This window comes from Shewanella sp. MSW (genome assembly GCF_007636515.1).
GTDB classification, from domain to species: Bacteria; Pseudomonadota; Gammaproteobacteria; order Enterobacterales; family Shewanellaceae; genus Shewanella; species Shewanella indica.
Window position 1 is genome coordinate 1 of sequence record NZ_LVDR01000025.1, and the last position, 17,355, is coordinate 17,355.

Sequence of the window (17,355 nt, forward strand, 5' to 3'; positions counted from 1 at the left end):
CATCAATGGCAAAAACAGCTTCCAGTTCAAACAATAACGATTCCACCCAACCACGGCGGTGGTCATAATTCTTACCCGAGTAGGCATCATCACCACACAGAAAGGCTCGCCGCACCACGCGGCTGCAACAGTGGTAGTAGGGCGTATCTTCAAGGCTGATTTGAGTTCGGCGAGGGCGCGGCATAATAACCTCCTTGTTAAATGCTTAAACAAAGCATAGTCGGAGACTTACTAGAGCGCCATTAACGCTGGGTGTCCATATTTTTTCCTATTTGACAAAGGGAATCATATCAACGCCGCGCTCTACGGCAAATTTGGAGCGCAGCGGAAAATTTGTCCGACAGCAGCGCCTTGTTAGTGATCATTTTGGCAACTTTGAAAGCACCTTTCCAAATGCATCGGTAACTACCCTCAATGCGTGTTCGTCAACTACTTTTGAATCCTCTTCATTTGTTGAGTTTTGACCGAAGATACGCTCAGCTAATTGCTTTTTAAGCTCTTGCTGCTGTGTTAGTTCTAGCGAGTTTATGAATGGGTCAAAGGCCTTTACTTCTAATGCGAACCATCTCGCTCTTTTTTCGTTATTTCTATGCCTAGTTGATTGCTGCGCGGAATAGGCTGCGCCCCACAAAAGAACTCCCGATATAGAAAAAGCGATAAGCATAGTATGCCAAGGAAACCCGCTGTTCTCCGATAGATTAACTTGTATACTAGCCGTTTCCGAAACAGCCTTATTTGATTGATTTTTCTCTTTACTTTCTTCTTGAGTTAATACGTTAGGAGTTGCTTCAATACTATTCCATGCTTTCGAATTATAGAAAAATGAAAATACTAGCCATATAACCGTGACACCGATAAACCCAACCGATACGTTTCTCCACCGATTAGCCTGACCCTTTTCGTCATCTGCGCTTTTGATATATGCCGCTCCAACACTGTCACCAGCCGTCAACTCATACAAATCTAGTATCGACTGGTGTTTGGATTTTGAATCTTTTATTACTCGATCTAGCTCCGTCTTAAGCTCCTTGTCCCGGCTATCTAGAGTTTCATCATGCTTATCAATAATTTCTTGCATTTCTTTACTTTTTTCTGAGGCGAAAGCATCTCTCCACTTACTAAACTCTTGGCTGCGGGACTCTTGTGCAGAAGAGAATTGGTTTTGCCAATCCGATGTAAGCTTACTTAGTTCAGTTTTCTTTTGCTCTATCTCTTCTGAAAGTGATTTAAGCTTTTTGGCTTGCTCCTCAGTTAAAGAAGAAATATTAGTCAATTGAGAGTCAAGAGCTTCTTTTTTTACAGACAGCCCATTAATTGTGCTATCGACAACGCTATCAATGTAGGATATTTTTTCTTGTGACTCATAATCATCGGAAAGAGACTGAATTAAGGCCAGCTGCGTCAACTGTTTAGAGATATGATCATTAACAGCGACTAAGTGAGCTGCTTTACCGTTTTGTACATAGGCGTTAACTTGATTAGTGACATTCTGATGGCGCAACTGAGCGTTTAACGAATCTATCTGATTAACAGGAACTATTTCAGGGTCAATTGACCCCAAAACCAATCGATACCTATCAATTATCTTTTTTAGACGACGCTGTTCCTCGACTTCACCTTCAGAAAGGTTTTCAACATTCGAACTAGCTGCATCAGCCAGCCACGAAAGAGTTTCATGTATAGGGTGCTTTTCAAAGGCTTCTTTCCATCGATTCATTTCGTCTCCAATATATCGTTGTTTTACTCACCGCATCACTAACAGCTGCATAGCACGCATGCGCGTTTTAGTCCTCGGAGGAGTGTAAACGCGCATCGCTATCTGTTTGTATTAGCTGGATATAATACCATTTAGTCCAAATATCCCTTGCAGCTAAACGCGCATGCGCGGTTTCCAAACCTATTATCTACCCGCTGCATTTTTTAACTGTATGAATTTAATGATATTTTTTTAAAATGTTACAGAAATAACGCGCAAGCTTAGCTACAAGTTGCCGGCATTTTGTCAGGAACGTCAATAATACTGTATAAAAAATCAGTTCTTAGGTACTTACCATGAACGCTTCAAGCCCTGTAACCAAGCGCCTTAAAACCAAGCACCTTAAAACTAAGCGCCTTAAAACCAAGGACCCTAAAACTCAAGCCCGACAAAAAGCGTTAAGTAAAGCCATAGCTACCGCACGGGCGCGACATGTTGTTCGTCCCTGAATACCGTTACAAACGGAAAAGTATCCTTGTCGCAGAGCGTTCGCTTAAGAAAAAGCTAAAGCTAACTGGTTGAATTGGCTATACAATACTCAGTACCTATTAGTAAAACAATTAGCTTAAGGTCAAGTTTTTTAACAAAGGCAATAAAACCCTGATTTTGTGGGGGTTGGCAACATAATTCGCTATTAAAATAACTGTGCCCGGCAAATCATATGAGCAATATTCCAATTGTTAAATCGCCTGTTTCAGTGCTTGATGGCTGGGGGCCATTTCAGTTGTTATCGCCGACCAATACCGCTAAGTCTACTTGGGTTTGTGTGCTCGTTGAAAACGGCTGCCAGGATGGGCATGAACGGGAACTGGCTTGGGGGAGTGCGGCCTAAAGCTGCTGCCAGAGAAGCTTTTCTATGTTAGCCTTGCCTTGTTTATGAAGTTTATTGTCGTTTTGCCTTTGGCAAATAGTAAGATTTCAACTTGTATTCAGGGATGAAAAATGCAAATACGTTTGGCTACTGAAATGGATTTGGAGCAACTGATCCTGTTGTTTGATGAATATCGGCAGGAACTGGGGCAAGAGTCGGATCTCGGTCGTTGTCGCGAATTTTTACGCTGTCGCTTGCAGGAAAATGATTCGATGATCTTTATCGCCACCGAAGGCGATTTCCCATTGGCATTCACTCAGCTCTTTCCTTCATTCTCTTCTTTATTACTCCAGCCCTTGTGGTATCTCGATGATCTCTTTGTATTGCCCGATTACCGTGGTCAGGGGATTGCCAAAGAACTCACCCATAGAGCCCGTACTCTGGCACAGGATGCCAAGGTGTTGGCGGTGAAGCGCCAATTGGGTGAGCCCTCCATGCCGACAACCGGGGATGACACAGAGCAAGGTCTGTATCACGCACTACTTTAATCTGCTGCCCCCTGTTTGCTACCATTAGCGGGTTTTAATTTCAGGGGATTTTAGATTGAAAACAGCAGTACAACAGACACCAGTGCTCGACAAGAGCGCGGTTACCAATCTCTTGGCGCTGGCCATTATGCTGACCGGCTATGGCATGCACTCAGATGTGTTATTTAACATCGGCCTATTTGCCGTATCCGGCGCCATTACCAATTGGTTGGCGGTGCATATGTTGTTTGAAAAGGTGCCGGGTCTCTATGGTTCAGGGGTGATCCCGGCTCGTTTCGAACAGTTTAAGCAAGCGATCAGCGAGCTGATGATGGAGCAGTTCTTCTCTGAGGCCAACATAGACCGTTTCCTGTCTACCCGCTCGGACAAGCAGAGCCTGGATCTCTCCGGTGTTATCACCAAGGTAGACTTGGCTCCGGCCTTCGATGCTTTGGTGGCCACGGTTGCCCAGTCATCATTGGGGGGCATGTTATCCATGTTTGGCGGCGCTGAAGCTCTTACTCCGCTCAAGCAACCCTTTATTGAAAAGATGCAACAATCGCTGGCAGATATTGCCAAGAGTGATGATTTTTACGAGCTGCTCAAGGGCGAGCTGGAGCAGCCCGGAGTGATGGCCGATATGCGCAGTCAAATTCAGGATATTGTCGAGCAGCGGTTGGCCGAGTTAACGCCGCAGTTGGTCAAGGAGATGGTGCAGCAGATGATTAAAACTCACCTGGGCTGGCTGGTTGTCTGGGGCGGTGTCTTTGGCGGTTTGATAGGGCTGGTCAGCGTATACCTGCAACGCTTGCTATAACTATGGCTATCAGGCATTGGCGATAAGCGCGGTCAAGTAGAAGCTTTTCAGCATATTAAGTATTACAGCAATCAAGTCGCTCAAGCGGCGGGAGGAAATCCATGGCGTTACATCATACGATTAACTATCTTGAACTTCCCGCCCGGGAACTGGAAGCCACTAAAGCGTTTTTTCAGGCGGTGTTTGGTTGGGGCTTTGTTGACTATGGCCCGGACTAAAGCTGCTTTACCCAGGCCGGGATCGATGGCGGTTTTTTCCGTTCATCGGTGAACTTCGATACCCTCAATGGCTGCCCGCTGTTGGTGCTCTACTCAAATGATTTGAATGCCAGCCTGGAGGCCGTGAAAGCCCAAGGCGGCGAGATCAGTAAAGATATTTTCAGTTTCCCCGGCGGTCGGCGCTTTCATTTTCGCTGCCCGAGCCAAAACGAGTATGCCGTCTGGTCTGAATAAACCCGGACGCTTCTCCCTTTACAAGGAAGGATTATGCCTCACTGTATTATTGAGTATTCGGCGCCCCTGGCGCAGCAGTTGCCGGTTGCCAAACTGGTTCAGGCGGTGCACCAAGGTGCCATAGACTCAGGCTTGTTCACACCATCTGCCATCAAGAGTAGGGCACATGCCTGTGAGCATTTCCTGGTAGGGGAGGACAGCGCGCAAAGCTTTATCCATGTGCGTTTGGCCATTATGCCGGGGCGCACCGATGAGCAAAAGCAAGCCCTGACCCAAAGCGTGTTTGCCGCACTGGAGACGATTGCGGCCAAAGCCGACAGTATCTCGCTGGAGGTTACTGAGCTGCATCAGCCAAGCTACCTTAAGCGCGGTAGCTAAGAAGCTAATATGTCCAGGCAGCCAAAGCGCAGTAACAGGGTGGACTCTCCCTGTATTCGTCACTGCTGCCTGGACCTGCAAGATGTTTGCCTGGGGTGTTTCAGGACGCTGGAAGAAATTCTGGCCTGGCATCAGGCAACGGACAGCGAGCGGCAGGCTATTCTCGAGCGCTGCCGGCAGCGACAAGTTGAGCGTGACCAAGTAACGGCCGTGCTTAGAGTGCTTAGAACAAGGCGCAAGTGAACAAGCTCAAAGCAAATAAAGCGGCACAGAAGCGGATTTAAGTTTTGATGTCCGGTAATGAATAAAGGCGCCATTCGGCGCCTTTATGGTTTTTTCTTAAGCTCAGTAGGATGCGGTGTGCACAGAGCGTACTGCTCGGCCGGAAGGATCTATGATGCCGGAAAGGCTCTCATCCCAGGCCAGCGCTTCCGGGGTAGAGCAGGCAACCGATTTACCACCCGGTACAGTCAGTGCCGCCGACTCCAGCGGGAAGTGCTCTTCAAAGAAACTGCGATAGAAGTAGGCCTCCTTGGTTTCCGGCGTGTTGTGCGGGAAGCGGAAACGGGCGTTGGCCAGCTCTTTATCTTCCACCTGGGCGGCGGCATGTTCTTTCAGGCCGTCAATCCAGGAGTAACCCACACCGTCACTGAACTGCTCTTTCTGGCGCCAGGCGACTTCGGCCGGGAGCTTATGCTCGAAGGCTTCACGCAGGATATGCTTTTCAATTCGGCCATCGCGCGACATCTTGGCTTCTGGATTCAGGCGCATGGCCACGTCCATAAACTCCTTGTCAAGGAAGGGTACCCGGGCTTCCAGGCCCCAGGCTGCCATGGCCTTGTTGGCCCGCAGGCAGTCGTACAGGTGCAGCTTGTCGAGTTTACGTACCAGTTCTTCGTGGAAGGCGCGGGCGTTGGGTGCCTTGTGAAAATAGAGGTAACCGCCGAACAGTTCATCGGCTCCTTCGCCTGAGAGCACCATCTTGATCCCCATTGCCTTGATCTTGCGCGCCATCAAATACATGGGGGTTGCAGCGCGTATGGTGGTGACATCATAGGTTTCCAGGTGATAAATCACTTCCTTGATGGCATCCAGGCCCTCCTGGAAGGTGAAGTGCAGCTCATGGTGTATGGTGCCTATGGCATCGGCGACCTTTTGCGCCGCTGCCAGATCCGGTGCCCCTTTCAGGCCCACCGCAAAGGAGTGCAGCTGTGGCCACCAGGCATCGGAGGCATCGTTGTCTTCAATACGGCGCTTGGCAAAAGTTTGGGTTATGGCGGAAATAACCGAGGAATCCAGCCCGCCCGACAGTAAAACGCCATAGGGCACATCTGACATCAGCTGGCGTTTTACCGCGGCTTCCAACGCTTCGCGCAGCTCTTCGCTGGAGGCGCTGTTTTGGGCTACCGCTTCATAGTCGCGCCAGTCACGCTGATAGTATTGCACCGGCGCGTCATCTTCACTGAAGAGGTAATGCCCGGGGCTGAATACTTCCACAGTTTTACATACGGGGACCAGTGCCTTCATCTCGGAGGCGACATAGAAGTTGCCACTGGTATCGCGGCCGGTGTAAAGCGGGATGATCCCCATGTGATCCCGGCCTACGAGGTAGCAGTCCTTGGCCTTGTCATAGAGTACGAAGGCAAAAATACCGTTGAGCTTATCGAGAAAGTCGCAGCCATATTCCTGATACAGCGCCAGGATCACTTCGCAATCCGAGTTGGTCTGGTAGCTGTACTTGTCGCCGAGCTCGGCCTTGAGTTCTTTGTGGTTGTAGATTTCACCGTTGACTGCCAGCACCAATTGGCCGTCTGCAGATAACAGCGGCTGGGCACCGTGTTCGATATCGACAATGGCCAGCCGCTCATGGGCGAGAATGGCTCTTGCAGTGGTATGAATACCCGACCAGTCAGGGCCGCGGTGACGCATCAGTTTGGACATCTCCAGCGCCGTGCTTCTCAGAGCGGCGGCATCAGACTGGATATCGAGAATGGCAAAAATTGAACACATGGTAAGACTCCAAACTTGGTGTTTCTTCAGCAATGGCTCCACTTTGCCTGTAGAATTCTCAAAAGCCAAGCGTTATTTTTAAATATAAATCATAAAAACGGTCTAATTTATAAACTTTAGCCTGTTTATTTGGTGGCTTTTTTGCAGATTGAATAATTTAATCGCTTAATTAGTGAAAGATCTGCATTTTAGTCTGCTGTAACCGCGTGCAAATTGGCGCTTTCCCAAAGCCGCTGTTTTTATCGGCGATCGATTTATCGGCCCGGAAAACAACGCAAAAAGGCGCCGGAGGCGCCTTGGGGGATGGGGAAATGCGTCTGGTTAAATCGTTGGAGTAATGCCGGTTTCCGGTCGCAAGCGATAAAACTCTGTGCCCTCGAAGTAACCCGGGCGATCGGCCGAATCCGCCAAGCGTTCGGCGGCCTTGTAGTACACGGCCAGATCTTCCAGCGCGCCGGAGAGATCCCAGTTGGCATGATACTCATCACAGAGGTTGTGATAGCAGCCTTTCATCTGCTGCTTCATTGCTGCTTTGTAGTTAGCGGTGGCCTCATCTACAGGTTCGCTGCCGCCACCGGCAAATACCGCAGGTACGCCATACTGGGCAAAACTGAAGTGATCCGAGCGGAAGAAACCACCGGACTCGGGGTGTTTCTCTGCCGTGGCATAGCGGCCCTGGGTCTTGAGCGCGGCTTCCAGATAACGCTCCAGCTCAGACTTGCCTTTGCCCACTATGGTAAAGTCTTTGGTGCGGCCATAGATATTGGTGCTGTCGAGATTAATCACTCCTATGGTGTTTTCCAGTGGGTAGGCGGGCTGGGCGGCATAGAAACGTGATCCCAGCAGACCTTGCTCTTCACCTGTGGTGGCGATAAAGGTCAGCGAACGCTTGAGGCGCTTGCCAGCCTTGGCGTCGGCGGCAAACTCACGGGCGATGGCCAGCATGCCGGCGATGCCGGAGGCGTTGTCCATTGCGCCATTGAACACCTTGTCGCCTTCGGCCGAGCTGCTCATGCCCAAATGATCCCAGTGGCCGGTAAACAGAATATGCTCATTGGCACGGCTGCTGCCCGGCAGAGTGGCAACCACATTGTAGCTGTCGCCATACTCGGCCTTGTTATCGAAACCTATGCTGGCGGTTTGCCCCAGCGTCAGTTGCAGTGGGCCGTGGGCAGCGCGGCTGATGGCGCTGTCCAGTTCAAGCCCGGCCTTGGCAAACACCTTTTGGGCGGCATCCTGGGTTATCCAGCCTTCCACTGCCACTCGCTCGTTGCCGGAGTCCGAGGCCAGATCCTGCTGTGGGCCGGTCCAGCTGTTCTCCACCACAGACCAGGGATAAGCGGCAGGAGCCGTGTCGTGAATGATGATGGCGCCCAATGCGCCCTGACGGCTGGCTTCTTCATACTTGTAGGTCCAGCGGCCGTAATAGGTCATCGCCTTGCCGTTGAATTTACCGAGATCCGGGCGGGCAAAGCCGGGGTCATTCACCAGAATAAGGGCGATTTTGCCCTTCATATCCAGGCCCTGGTAGTCGTTCCAGTCGTACTCGGGGGCGTTGATACCATAACCGACAAACACCAGTGGTGCGTTGGTGATATCGACGCGTTTGACATCATGGCGACTGCCGAGCACCAGATCCTGGGGATATTGAAAATCGATACCGGCTAACTGTATTGCCTGGGTTTCACTGGCGGTATAGCTCACCATGGGCACTTTTTGCAAAAAGCTGCCGCTGGCGCCGGGCTCAAGCCCCATAGCGGCAAAGGCCTTGCTGAGATAGTCCAGGGTCAGCTGCTCGCCGCGGGTAGTCGGCGCCCGGCCTTCAAATTCATCCGAGGCCAAGGTTTGGATGTCCTGGCGAAACTCATGTTCATTGAAACTGACAACGCGGATGGGGTCGTCGGCAGTATTGTTTTGGCTGCAGGCACTCAAGAGTGCCAGGGTACACAGGGGGATCATCAAGCGCATAAGGGATCCTGTTGTTGCTTTTATTGTCAGGTATGAAGTGGCAACGGCTTTGCCCTTGCCTGTGCGCTATCATGGACGAAAAAACGCCCCCGGCACAAGCGGAGGCGGTAAAAGGAATGTTACCAATGGTTTCAGATCACGTCGATGTCGGCGGCGCAGGCAAACACATGGTTGGGACGGAAGGGCTCTTTTTCTATGTCTTCCAGCTTGCTGACTCCACTGGTGACCAGTATGGTTTCCAGCCCGGCCTGAAAACCGGCCAGAATATCGGTGCGCATGTTATCGCCGATAATCACGGTATTTTCGGAATGACCATCTATATGGTTCAGCGCCGAGCGGATGATCCAACTGCTGGGTTTACCCACGTAGAAGGGCCTGCGACCGCTTATTCTTTCTATAGGCGCACAGAGAGCGCCACAGGCGGGACTATAAGCCGGGCCATGGGTATCCGGGTTGGTGGCAATAAAACGGGCGCCATCGGCAACAAAACGGGCGGCCTTATGGATCATGTCCCAGTTGTAGGAGCGGGTTTCGCCGACGATAACAAAGTCGGGGTTGATATCGGTAATGGTAAAGCCGGCCTTGTAAAGTTCGTGGGTGAGGGCACCTTCACCTATGACAAAGGCCTTGCTGCCTTCCTGGTGCCTGAGAAAGTCGGCGGTCGCCATGGCCGAGGTATAGAAACACTCTTCGGGAATATGCAGCCCGGCGGCGCCGAGGCGGTTTTGCAGATCTTTACCCGTCTGTACCGGGTAGTTGGTCAAGATGACCAAGGGATTTCCCTGTTCCAGTACCCGGGCGATAAACTTGTCACTGCCGGGGATTAACTTGTTGTCGTGCATCAGCACGCCGTCTATATCGCAGATAATATTCTTCATGCGCGTCTCGTTCTGTCCTGATAACTGCCCCTATCTAACGCCATTGGTCATAAAATTACAATTGGCCGCGGTAAAAAGCCGGTAACGGAGCGTCATATCCAGGTAAATTAAGGGAAGAGGCAAGCTTGTGCCATAGCTGTAATAGCCATTGTTGGAATGAAAAAAGGAGCCGTATGGCTCCTTTTTGCTGAATTAATCAACCTAAGGAAGGTGCGAACAAGTCCCATGCGTGCTCTGCGTCGGCTTACGGGCATGGATGCAAGGCGTGGTTCGCAGCAAATGGCCTTAGTCCTTTGTAAGAATTCCCTAAGTTTACTCAGAGATCAGTCCGGGGCGTAGCCGTTGGGGCCGATGGCTTCATCGTCGAGCCAGGCCTTACCGTCAACCATCTTCAGTCGGCCCTGGCAGAACCAGCGCACAACTATCGGGTAGATGGCGTGTTCCTGCTCGTGCACCCTGGCCGCCAGAGTTGCCACTGTGTCATCGGCAAACACAGGGACTTTGGCCTGCAAAATCACCGGGCCACTGTCCAGTGCCGGGATAACGAAATGAACACTGGCGCCATGTTCGCTGTCACAGGCTTCGATGGCGCGCTTGTGGGTATCCAATCCAGGATACTTGGGCAGCAGTGACGGGTGGATATTGAGCATCTTGCCCTGGTAACGGCTGACCAGCTCATCACTGAGAATACGCATAAAGCCGGCCAATACGATGAGGTCGGGCTGATATCTGTCGATAGCCGCCTGCAGTCTGGCATCGTATTGGGCGCGGGACTCCTCTTTGCGGGCGATGACGCAACTGGTGTCTATTTCGGCATGATGGGCCCGGATCAGACCATAGGCATCGGCCTTGTTGCTGATCACTCCGACCACGCGCCCTGGCATCTTGCTATCACAGCTGTCGATAACAGCCTGCAAATTACTGCCATTGCCCGAAATCATTACCAATATGCGACAACTCTCCTGCATTAAAGGATCTCCACTTGCTCTTCTTGTTGAGTACGATTGGCGATAGTGCCTATCTGCCAGGCGTTTTCACCTTTGGCCTTGAGTAGTTCAATGGCGGCGGCGGCTTCAGCCTGAGGCAGGGCAACTATCATACCGACACCACAGTTAAAGGTGCGGTACATTTCATGTTCTGTGATATTACCGGCTTGCTTGAGCCAGTTGAATACGCGGGGCCACTGCCAGGACTCGCCCTGGATAACGGCCTTGGCGCCTTCGGGCAGTACCCTTGGAATGTTTTCCCAGAAACCGCCGCCTGTGATGTGTACCATGGCGTGAACCGGGTGTTTTTCCAGCAGTTCCAGCAAAGGTTTGACATAGATGCGGGTTGGTTCCAGCAGGTGATCGATAAGCGGCTTGCCGTCCAGATCTTGCTGTGGGTCAGCCTGGCTGACTTCCAGGACTTTACGGATCAGTGAGTAACCGTTGGAATGAGGACCACTGGAGCCCAGGGCTATCAGTGCATCACCGGCCTGTACCTTGCTGCCGTCGATGATGGCTTCTTTCTCCACCACTCCGACACAAAAACCGGCCAGATCATAGTCCGCGCCTTCGTACATGCCGGGCATTTCGGCGGTTTCACCACCGATCAGGGCACAACCGGATTGGAAGCAGCCTTCGCCGATACCTGTAACCACGTCGGTCGCCACATTGACGTCCAGCTTGCCGGTAGCATAGTAGTCGAGGAAAAACAGCGGCTCGGCGCCTTGAACCAGCAGGTCGTTGACACACATGGCCACCAGGTCGATACCGACAGTGTCATGCTTTTTGAAGTCAATGGCCAGGCGTAGTTTGGTGCCCACACCATCGGTACCGGAAACCAGTACAGGGTGCTTGTATTTGGTTGGCAGTTCACACAGGGCGCCAAAACCACCCAGGTTGCCCATGACTTCAGGACGGTGAGTGCGTTTGACTACGGACTTGATGTTATTGACGAGTGCGTTGCCTGCATCGATATCGACACCGGCGTCTTTATAGCTCAGTGGGGTAGGGGTACTCACTTGATCCTCTCGGGTACATCGTTATGGATTTTATGCGGCGCTATTCTAGCAGTTTGCCGGGGGGCTCGAAAGCCAAGATTGCACTTTATTCATAGGGATATAAGTCACGATTTACCAGATTTATAAAACTTTCTGTTTTACCGCTGGAACAAATCAACTAAAATCTCACAAATTTGCCCAAATCCGGCTGGTTTGTGCTCTGCACGCCTGGAGCTGCCAGTCTGATTGCTCGTCCCGCCCGCAAGATCAGGAGAAAAAGAATGAAAGTTGTCGAGGTTAAACACCCGCTGGTACGCCACAAAATTGGTTTGATGCGTGAAGCTGAGATCAGCACCAAACGTTTTCGTGAGCTCGCCGCCGAGGTTGGCAGCCTGTTAACCTACGAGGCAACCGCAGGTTTGGAAACCGAAACAGTGACCATTGAGGGCTGGAACGGTCCGGTTGAAGTGGAACAGATCAAAGGCAAGAAGGTGACTGTAGTGCCTATCCTGCGTGCCGGTCTAGGCATGATGGATGGCGTGCTGGAGAACATTCCCAGTGCCCGTATTTCAGTCGTCGGTGTTTACCGTGACGAAGAAACCCTGGAGCCTGTGCCTTACTTCGAGAAGCTCGCCAGCGATATGGAAGAGCGTTTGGCACTGGTGGTTGACCCCATGCTGGCTACTGGCGGCTCCATGATTTGCACCATAGACTTGCTGAAAAAGCGCGGCTGTAAGCATATCAAGGCGCTGGTGTTGGTTGCGGCGCCTGAAGGCGTTAAAGCATTGGAAGAGGCGCATCCCGATATCGAACTTTACACGGCTTCTGTCGATGATTGCCTGAACGACAAGGGCTATATCCTGCCAGGTCTGGGTGATGCCGGTGACAAGATTTTCGGTACCAAATAAGTCTCTTTAGTGAGCATAAGAAAAGGCGCCCTCGGGCGCCTTTTTGCTTATTTCAGCCTTACTTGCTTAACCCTTACTTGTTGCTACTGACCTTAGGCGGTTTTCATCACGATAACAGCGGCGATAACCACGGCTATGCCGACCCAACCTATGGGCTTGAGTCTTTGTTTGAACAGCAAGGCGCCGCCGATAGCTGTGCCCAAAATGCCGATAGCGCCCCAGGAGGCATAGGCGATCGCCAGGTCTATCTCTTTCACTGCCTGTGCCAGCAGAGTAAAGGCGCTCAGCACCAGCAAGATTGCCAGCACGCCCCATAATTTACGTTTGAATCCGTTGGAGCGGGTGAGCGCCATATTGGCGGCAATATCAATCAAGGCGGCCAGCACCACATAGCCAAACGAGAGCGTCAGAAACTGGTTCATGTTAACCTCCGTTACAAGCTACTTGCGGCGCTGCTTGCTCTCAAACCAGTTTCCTGACCTTTGGGTTTATCACCTTGATGGCCCTCGCCCAGAGTCACCAGCACTATACCCAGGATGGCCAAGGCCAGTCCGGCAAGTTCCTGCGGGTTGAGCCTGGAGTCAAATAACAACATGGATACCAGAGTGATCAGGGCTATGCCCAAGCCTTCCCAAACCGCATAAGCCACGCCTATGGCAATTTTTTTCGCCGCCAGTGATAAAAAGAAGTAGGACACACCAATCAAGAGGTACATCAGCAGATAGCCCCAGATAGAACTTTCAGGTCCCAGTAGGTTCATGGTACTGGTACCTGCCACTTCGGCGGAAATTGCAAACAATAGAAATACCCGTGCAAGGATCATAATTCACCTTCTACATGAAATGAAAAATATGCATAACGGAGAATCGCACATTACACCCGAATCTATCTGGCCAGATAAGTCATAAAAAAGGAGTAACAATAATTTAAGCGGCAATTCCAAACTTACACCGCTAGGTTAACTGTTCGGGTTTTGACTTGATAGGTAATTGAGATATTCAAATATGAATATCTGTTACGCTCTAAACTGATGTTGGCGTTGGTTGAAATGTGTCTTGTACCACCTTGTGAAGATGCTGGTGCAGAGGGTGATTACGGTAGGTCTGTAAAAAGCCGCCGGAAACCACGAAGTGACTGAATTCGTGATTAACCTGGGGCATGGGGAAGGAGGCCAGTTCGGGCATCAACCTGGCAGTACCTTGACTGGCGTACATGATGGCGTCGGTTTCCAACAACATCTGACAGGCTACCCTCAGGTTGTATGATTTGAGTAATACATGAGGCTGATAGCCCATACGCTGATACTCAGATTCCACAGTGCATTGCGGATTGTAGGAGGCCGGTGCTGGCAGGGAGACTATCGGCAGCGTGGACACAGTTTGCCAATCATTTTCAGCGCCGAGCAGCGGATGATCTTTGCGTGCCAGGATCACCCGTTTTTCGGTGAATAGCGGCCGCATATAGATATCCTTTGACAGCTCGGTTTCCTGATCCAAAATACAATAATCGTGAATGCCTTCGAGCATCTCATCATGGCTGTAACCGTTCCAGCTGGAAAAGGTGAAGCTGGCTTTGGGAAAGGCCTGGTGACAGCTTTGCAGCAATCTTTGTCCCTGTTCATCCATAAGGTAGGGATCTGTCACTATGGCTATTTGCCCAGTGTAGGTGTTGGCGCTGAAGTCTTCGAACTCCAGCAGAACTTTTTCGATAGGGGCCAGAATATTGTCAAACTCTTCTGCCAGTCGCAGCGCCATGGGGGAGGGTTCTACACCATGGGGTTTACGAACAAACAGGGGGTCCTGGAAGGTTTGCTTAAGGCGCATCACACCGCGGCTGGCACTGGGCTGAGAGATCCCAAGTTGCATGGCGGCCAGTTTGATACTGCGATTGTCGACAACCGCCTTAAGCAGGCGCATCAGATTAAGATCCAGGGTATCCAGTTCGTGAGCCATTTATCTATTAACCATTATGTTATCAGGTGCCGTCTTAATTTGAGCGAACGGCAGAAGATAAAGCATTCAACCTGCAGCGGCAATGACTACAGAGAGTTTCAGAATAACACAACCAGTTTTAAAAGCGTGAAGCTGGTATTGTTTCATGCCGGACTTTAAAAAAGCACTGACACAGTTGGCACGGGATTTAAATGGCTCCAGTTGAACCGCTTAATCTTGATTGTTTTTGTGAAGGGAAAGGGGCCATTCCAATAATAAGTTCAAGGGCTCCGCTAAAGGAGCCCTTGGTTTATCAGCGATTAAGTGCGATTAAATGTGAGGCGTTGGCCCAGGGTATTGTCGATAAAGCGACTGCCGTCAAACAGTTGCTTACCATTGACCCAGGTACCACTGATAGAGGCGGCAAACTTGTGGCCGGTGAAGGGTGACCAACCGCAGTGATAACGGGTGTTTTCCAGCGTGGCCTCGAAGGGCTTGTTGAGATCCACCAATACCAGATCCGCCAGATAACCTTCGCGCAGATAGCCCCTGTCTTTGAGTTCAAAGCGCTCGGCCACCGCATGGCTGGTCTTTTGGACGATTTTTTCCAGACTGAAGTGCCCCTTGGCATGCAGATCCAGCAGGCTGAGCAGTGCATGTTGCACCAGCGGCAAACCGGACGGCGCCTTGAAGTAGCTGTCGGCTTGCTTCTCTTCCCAGGTGTGCGGCGCGTGATCTGTGGCGATAATGTCAATGATGTCGCGATTGACGGCATCTATCAGTGCCTGTTGGTCGGCAAGGGTCTTGATCGCCGGGTTACACTTTATCTGGCTGCCGAGGCGGGCGTAGTCACTGTCGTTGAACGAGAGATGGTGCACACAGACTTCGGCGGTAATGTTGGCACCCCTGAGCTGTGCCAGCTGCTTGGCAGGCTCAAACAGATAGAGTTCGTCGGCCGTGGTCAAATGCAGTACATGCAGACGCGCCTTGTGACGAATAGCCAGGTCGGTCGCCAGTTGAGATGACTTGAGGCAGGCTTCGCGGGAGCGGATTTCGCCGTGCAGCTCCATAGGTATGGCGTCACCGTATTTTTCACGCATGGCGGCTTCATTGGCGGCTATGGTGGGGCTGTCTTCACAGTGAGTGGCAATGACCACAGGAGAGTTGGCGAAGATGCCGTCCAGAGTGGCACTGTTATCCACCAACATATTACCGGTAGAGGCGCCCATAAAGATTTTCACCCCGCAGGCCTGGTTGGGATCGAGACGTTTAATCTCTTCCAGGTTATCGTTGGTGGCGCCGAGATAGAAAGCAAAGTTGGCCAATGAACTTTGAGACGCGCGGGTATACTTGTCTTCCAGCGCCTGCAGATTGGTGGTCTGCGGATTCACATTGGGCATTTCCATAAAGCTTGTGATACCCCCGGCCACGGCGGCGCGGGATTCACTGGCGATGGTGCCCTTATTGGGGAAACCCGGCTCGCGGAAATGCACCTGATCATCGATCATCCCCGGTAGCAGGTGTTTACCCTGAGCATCTATGACCTGAGCCCCTGCCGGAGCCGTGATCTGGGAGGCAATCTGGCTGATGCGGCCGTTGTCGATCAGCAGATCCTGAGTACGGATTGTTCCTTCATTAACCAATTGGGCGTTGCAGATGAGGGTTTTCATAGGATACCTGATTAGCGTTATTAATATTGGCAGTGACTTGCGTATAATACCGGAAACTCAAGCAAAAAGCTGTGGAGCTTTTGGACAAGATCACAGACTTTTTGCGAAAGATACGTCAAGTGTCGATACCCTGGCCGGTATTGACGTAATCGGTGGCCAATATCGGCCGGCCGATAACACATGGGTGGACTGTTTATCTGCCTGGGAGCGAGAATGCAATTATTTGTCAAAGATTTAACTGTGGTTGATTTTTCTTACCTGTGCCCGTTTCGCGGCATGGTAGGCGAAAGCTGGATAGTCGATGTGCTGCTCGACGGTGGCCTGGATGAGCAAAACATGTTGCTCGACTTTTCCAAGGTCAAGCGCACCATAAAGCAAACCATAGATGAGGTGGCCGATCACCGTTTATTGATACCCACCGCCTGTAGCCAGGTGCGCTGGCAACAGCAGGGCGACAAGGTGTGGATGGACTTCCATAGTCTGCGCGGCAGCATTCACCTGGCTTGTCCGGCGCAGGCTTTCGCCCTTATCCCCAGCGAGATTATTGACTTTGACAGCGTGAACCAGTTTTTGCACAAGGCGCTGACAGATGCCTTGCCGGACAATGTTCAGGGCATCAGCCTGACACTTCGCAACGAGGTGCTGGAAACGCCCTATTACCATTACAGTCACGGCTTGCGTAAGCACGACGGTAACTGCCAGCGTATCGCTCACGGTCACCGCAGTCCTGTCAATGTGTTTGCCGATGGTATCGCCGCGCCCAAATGGGATGAATACTGGGCCAAACGTTGGAAAGATATCTACCTTGGCAGTGAAGAAGATGTGGTTGGTGTCAGTGAGCTTGAGTTGTCACCCCAAACCAAGATAGATGACAAGAGCCATATTGGCTTCAGATACCAAGCGCCGCAGGGTGATTTTCAGTTGGCGATGCCAAGAGACTGCTGTGATTTGATCCCCCACGACACCACGGTCGAACTGCTGGCCCATTTTATGGCCGACAGCATGGCGGGCTTTGAGCCGGGCAAACATTTTAAAGTGGTAGCCTTCGAGGGCATAGGCAAGGGCGCTATCGCATCGGCGCAGCATCAGGGCGACTGATAGATATTGCTTGGCCTGAGCCGGACCAAGAATAAGGTCAACCTATAAGTAATCTAAAGGTATCCGCAAGTAGGCTGCACCTTGGCGTCTACGCGGCGCAAAGATAAAGAGGAGCAAGAGTGAAGTTCAATAACAGCAAGATGCCAATCCCATCTTTTAAGGCGCTG

The 17,355-nt window shown here is 51.3% G+C and carries 16 protein-coding genes and 2 pseudogenes; 7 read left to right on the top strand and 11 right to left on the bottom strand.

Annotation, left to right across the window (positions count from 1 at the left end; all coding sequences use genetic code 11):
• Nucleotides 1–184: pseudogene (locus AYI96_RS19030) on the bottom strand (transposase); the annotation flags it as partial.
• Between the two features lie 177 nt (nucleotides 185–361).
• Nucleotides 362–1,717: a hypothetical protein gene (locus tag AYI96_RS19035; protein ID WP_144362155.1), complete on the bottom strand. Its 1,356-nt coding sequence runs from the start codon at nucleotides 1,715–1,717 to the stop codon at nucleotides 362–364.
• 981 nt (nucleotides 1,718–2,698) lie between these two features.
• Here AYI96_RS19035 and AYI96_RS19040 point away from each other — a divergent pair.
• From AYI96_RS19040 to AYI96_RS19060, 5 genes and pseudogenes are all read left to right on the top strand, one after another.
• Nucleotides 2,699–3,115 carry a GNAT family N-acetyltransferase gene (locus tag AYI96_RS19040; RefSeq protein ID WP_144362156.1) on the top strand — a complete coding sequence of 139 codons (417 nt, stop codon included), beginning with the start codon at nucleotides 2,699–2,701 and terminating at the stop codon, nucleotides 3,113–3,115.
• A 127-nt stretch (nucleotides 3,116–3,242) separates the two neighbouring features.
• Nucleotides 3,243–3,911 (top strand): DUF445 domain-containing protein, encoded by a 669-nt coding sequence (locus AYI96_RS19045; protein WP_100145821.1) that lies wholly within the window; start codon nucleotides 3,243–3,245, stop codon nucleotides 3,909–3,911.
• A gap of 101 nt (nucleotides 3,912–4,012) precedes the next feature.
• A pseudogene (locus AYI96_RS19050) lies at nucleotides 4,013–4,363 on the top strand (VOC family protein).
• A 33-nt stretch (nucleotides 4,364–4,396) separates the two neighbouring features.
• Nucleotides 4,397–4,741, top strand: a complete 345-nt coding sequence (locus AYI96_RS19055) for a 5-carboxymethyl-2-hydroxymuconate Delta-isomerase (RefSeq protein WP_144362157.1) — start codon at nucleotides 4,397–4,399, stop codon at nucleotides 4,739–4,741.
• Nucleotides 4,742–4,750: 9 nt separating this feature from the next.
• Nucleotides 4,751–4,984: a DUF1289 domain-containing protein gene (locus tag AYI96_RS19060; RefSeq protein ID WP_144362158.1), complete on the top strand. Its 234-nt coding sequence runs from the start codon at nucleotides 4,751–4,753 to the stop codon at nucleotides 4,982–4,984.
• Nucleotides 4,985–5,086: 102 nt separating this feature from the next.
• Here AYI96_RS19060 and asnB read toward each other — a convergent pair whose 3' ends face one another.
• From asnB to purM, 5 genes are all read right to left on the bottom strand, one after another.
• The gene (gene asnB / locus AYI96_RS19065; protein ID WP_144362159.1) at nucleotides 5,087–6,751 is read right to left on the bottom strand and encodes an asparagine synthase B; all 1,665 of its coding nucleotides are present in this window, start codon (nucleotides 6,749–6,751) and stop codon (nucleotides 5,087–5,089) included.
• 321 nt (nucleotides 6,752–7,072) lie between these two features.
• Nucleotides 7,073–8,719 carry a M28 family metallopeptidase gene (locus AYI96_RS19070; RefSeq protein ID WP_144362160.1) on the bottom strand — a complete coding sequence of 549 codons (1,647 nt, stop codon included), beginning with the start codon at nucleotides 8,717–8,719 and terminating at the stop codon, nucleotides 7,073–7,075.
• Nucleotides 8,720–8,850: 131 nt separating this feature from the next.
• The gene (locus AYI96_RS19075; protein WP_039035484.1) at nucleotides 8,851–9,597 is read right to left on the bottom strand and encodes an HAD-IIA family hydrolase; all 747 of its coding nucleotides are present in this window, start codon (nucleotides 9,595–9,597) and stop codon (nucleotides 8,851–8,853) included.
• A gap of 323 nt (nucleotides 9,598–9,920) precedes the next feature.
• Complete coding sequence (purN, locus tag AYI96_RS19080; protein WP_144362161.1) at nucleotides 9,921–10,565, bottom strand: phosphoribosylglycinamide formyltransferase; 645 nt, start codon at nucleotides 10,563–10,565, stop codon at nucleotides 9,921–9,923.
• A complete protein-coding gene (gene purM, locus AYI96_RS19085; RefSeq protein ID WP_071476868.1) occupies nucleotides 10,565–11,602 on the bottom strand; it encodes a phosphoribosylformylglycinamidine cyclo-ligase in 1,038 nt (345 codons plus the stop codon). Before purM ends, purN begins: the two co-directional genes overlap by 1 nt.
• 260 nt (nucleotides 11,603–11,862) lie before the next feature.
• On the opposite strand from purM, the gene upp reads away from it, so the two are divergent.
• The gene (gene upp, locus AYI96_RS19090) at nucleotides 11,863–12,489 is read left to right on the top strand and encodes a uracil phosphoribosyltransferase (protein WP_039035481.1); all 627 of its coding nucleotides are present in this window, start codon (nucleotides 11,863–11,865) and stop codon (nucleotides 12,487–12,489) included.
• Nucleotides 12,490–12,581: 92 nt separating this feature from the next.
• On the opposite strand, the gene AYI96_RS19095 is transcribed toward upp, so the two are convergent.
• The 4 genes from AYI96_RS19095 to AYI96_RS19110 all read right to left on the bottom strand — a co-directional run bounded on the left by AYI96_RS19095 (nucleotide 12,582) and on the right by AYI96_RS19110 (nucleotide 16,090).
• Nucleotides 12,582–12,911, bottom strand: a complete 330-nt coding sequence (locus AYI96_RS19095; protein WP_039035480.1) for a multidrug/spermidine efflux SMR transporter subunit MdtI — start codon at nucleotides 12,909–12,911, stop codon at nucleotides 12,582–12,584.
• 11 nt (nucleotides 12,912–12,922) lie between these two features.
• Nucleotides 12,923–13,312 (bottom strand): SMR family transporter, encoded by a 390-nt coding sequence (locus AYI96_RS19100; protein WP_144362162.1) that lies wholly within the window; start codon nucleotides 13,310–13,312, stop codon nucleotides 12,923–12,925.
• Nucleotides 13,313–13,511: 199 nt separating this feature from the next.
• Nucleotides 13,512–14,441, bottom strand: a complete 930-nt coding sequence (locus AYI96_RS19105; protein WP_039035478.1) for a LysR family transcriptional regulator — start codon at nucleotides 14,439–14,441, stop codon at nucleotides 13,512–13,514.
• Between the two features lie 299 nt (nucleotides 14,442–14,740).
• The gene (locus tag AYI96_RS19110) at nucleotides 14,741–16,090 is read right to left on the bottom strand and encodes a dihydroorotase (protein WP_071476872.1); all 1,350 of its coding nucleotides are present in this window, start codon (nucleotides 16,088–16,090) and stop codon (nucleotides 14,741–14,743) included.
• Nucleotides 16,091–16,303: 213 nt separating this feature from the next.
• On the opposite strand from AYI96_RS19110, the gene AYI96_RS19115 reads away from it, so the two are divergent.
• Entirely contained in the window at nucleotides 16,304–17,188 is an 885-nt protein-coding gene (locus AYI96_RS19115) for a 6-carboxytetrahydropterin synthase (RefSeq protein WP_039035476.1), read from the top strand.
• The last annotated feature ends 167 nt before the right edge of the window (nucleotides 17,189–17,355 follow it).

What these genes read in the sequence shown, in the direction of transcription:
- AYI96_RS19100 (WP_144362162.1), bottom strand. Translation starts at nt 13,312, where the DNA reads ATGATCCTTGCACGGGTATTTCTATTGTTTGCAATTTCCGCCGAAGTG.
- AYI96_RS19095 (WP_039035480.1), bottom strand. Translation starts at nt 12,911, where the DNA reads ATGAACCAGTTTCTGACGCTCTCGTTTGGCTATGTGGTGCTGGCCGCC.
- AYI96_RS19040 (WP_144362156.1), top strand. Translation starts at nt 2,699, where the DNA reads ATGCAAATACGTTTGGCTACTGAAATGGATTTGGAGCAACTGATCCTG.
- AYI96_RS19115 (WP_039035476.1), top strand. Translation starts at nt 16,304, where the DNA reads ATGCAATTATTTGTCAAAGATTTAACTGTGGTTGATTTTTCTTACCTG.
- asnB (WP_144362159.1), bottom strand. Translation starts at nt 6,751, where the DNA reads ATGTGTTCAATTTTTGCCATTCTCGATATCCAGTCTGATGCCGCCGCT.
- upp (WP_039035481.1), top strand. Translation starts at nt 11,863, where the DNA reads ATGAAAGTTGTCGAGGTTAAACACCCGCTGGTACGCCACAAAATTGGT.
- AYI96_RS19045 (WP_100145821.1), top strand. Translation starts at nt 3,243, where the DNA reads ATGCTGACCGGCTATGGCATGCACTCAGATGTGTTATTTAACATCGGC.
- AYI96_RS19055 (WP_144362157.1), top strand. Translation starts at nt 4,397, where the DNA reads ATGCCTCACTGTATTATTGAGTATTCGGCGCCCCTGGCGCAGCAGTTG.
- AYI96_RS19070 (WP_144362160.1), bottom strand. Translation starts at nt 8,719, where the DNA reads ATGCGCTTGATGATCCCCCTGTGTACCCTGGCACTCTTGAGTGCCTGC.
- AYI96_RS19075 (WP_039035484.1), bottom strand. Translation starts at nt 9,597, where the DNA reads ATGAAGAATATTATCTGCGATATAGACGGCGTGCTGATGCACGACAAC.
- AYI96_RS19110 (WP_071476872.1), bottom strand. Translation starts at nt 16,090, where the DNA reads ATGAAAACCCTCATCTGCAACGCCCAATTGGTTAATGAAGGAACAATC.
- AYI96_RS19035 (WP_144362155.1), bottom strand. Translation starts at nt 1,717, where the DNA reads ATGAATCGATGGAAAGAAGCCTTTGAAAAGCACCCTATACATGAAACT.
- AYI96_RS19060 (WP_144362158.1), top strand. Translation starts at nt 4,751, where the DNA reads ATGTCCAGGCAGCCAAAGCGCAGTAACAGGGTGGACTCTCCCTGTATT.
- AYI96_RS19105 (WP_039035478.1), bottom strand. Translation starts at nt 14,441, where the DNA reads ATGGCTCACGAACTGGATACCCTGGATCTTAATCTGATGCGCCTGCTT.
- purN (WP_144362161.1), bottom strand. Translation starts at nt 10,565, where the DNA reads ATGCAGGAGAGTTGTCGCATATTGGTAATGATTTCGGGCAATGGCAGT.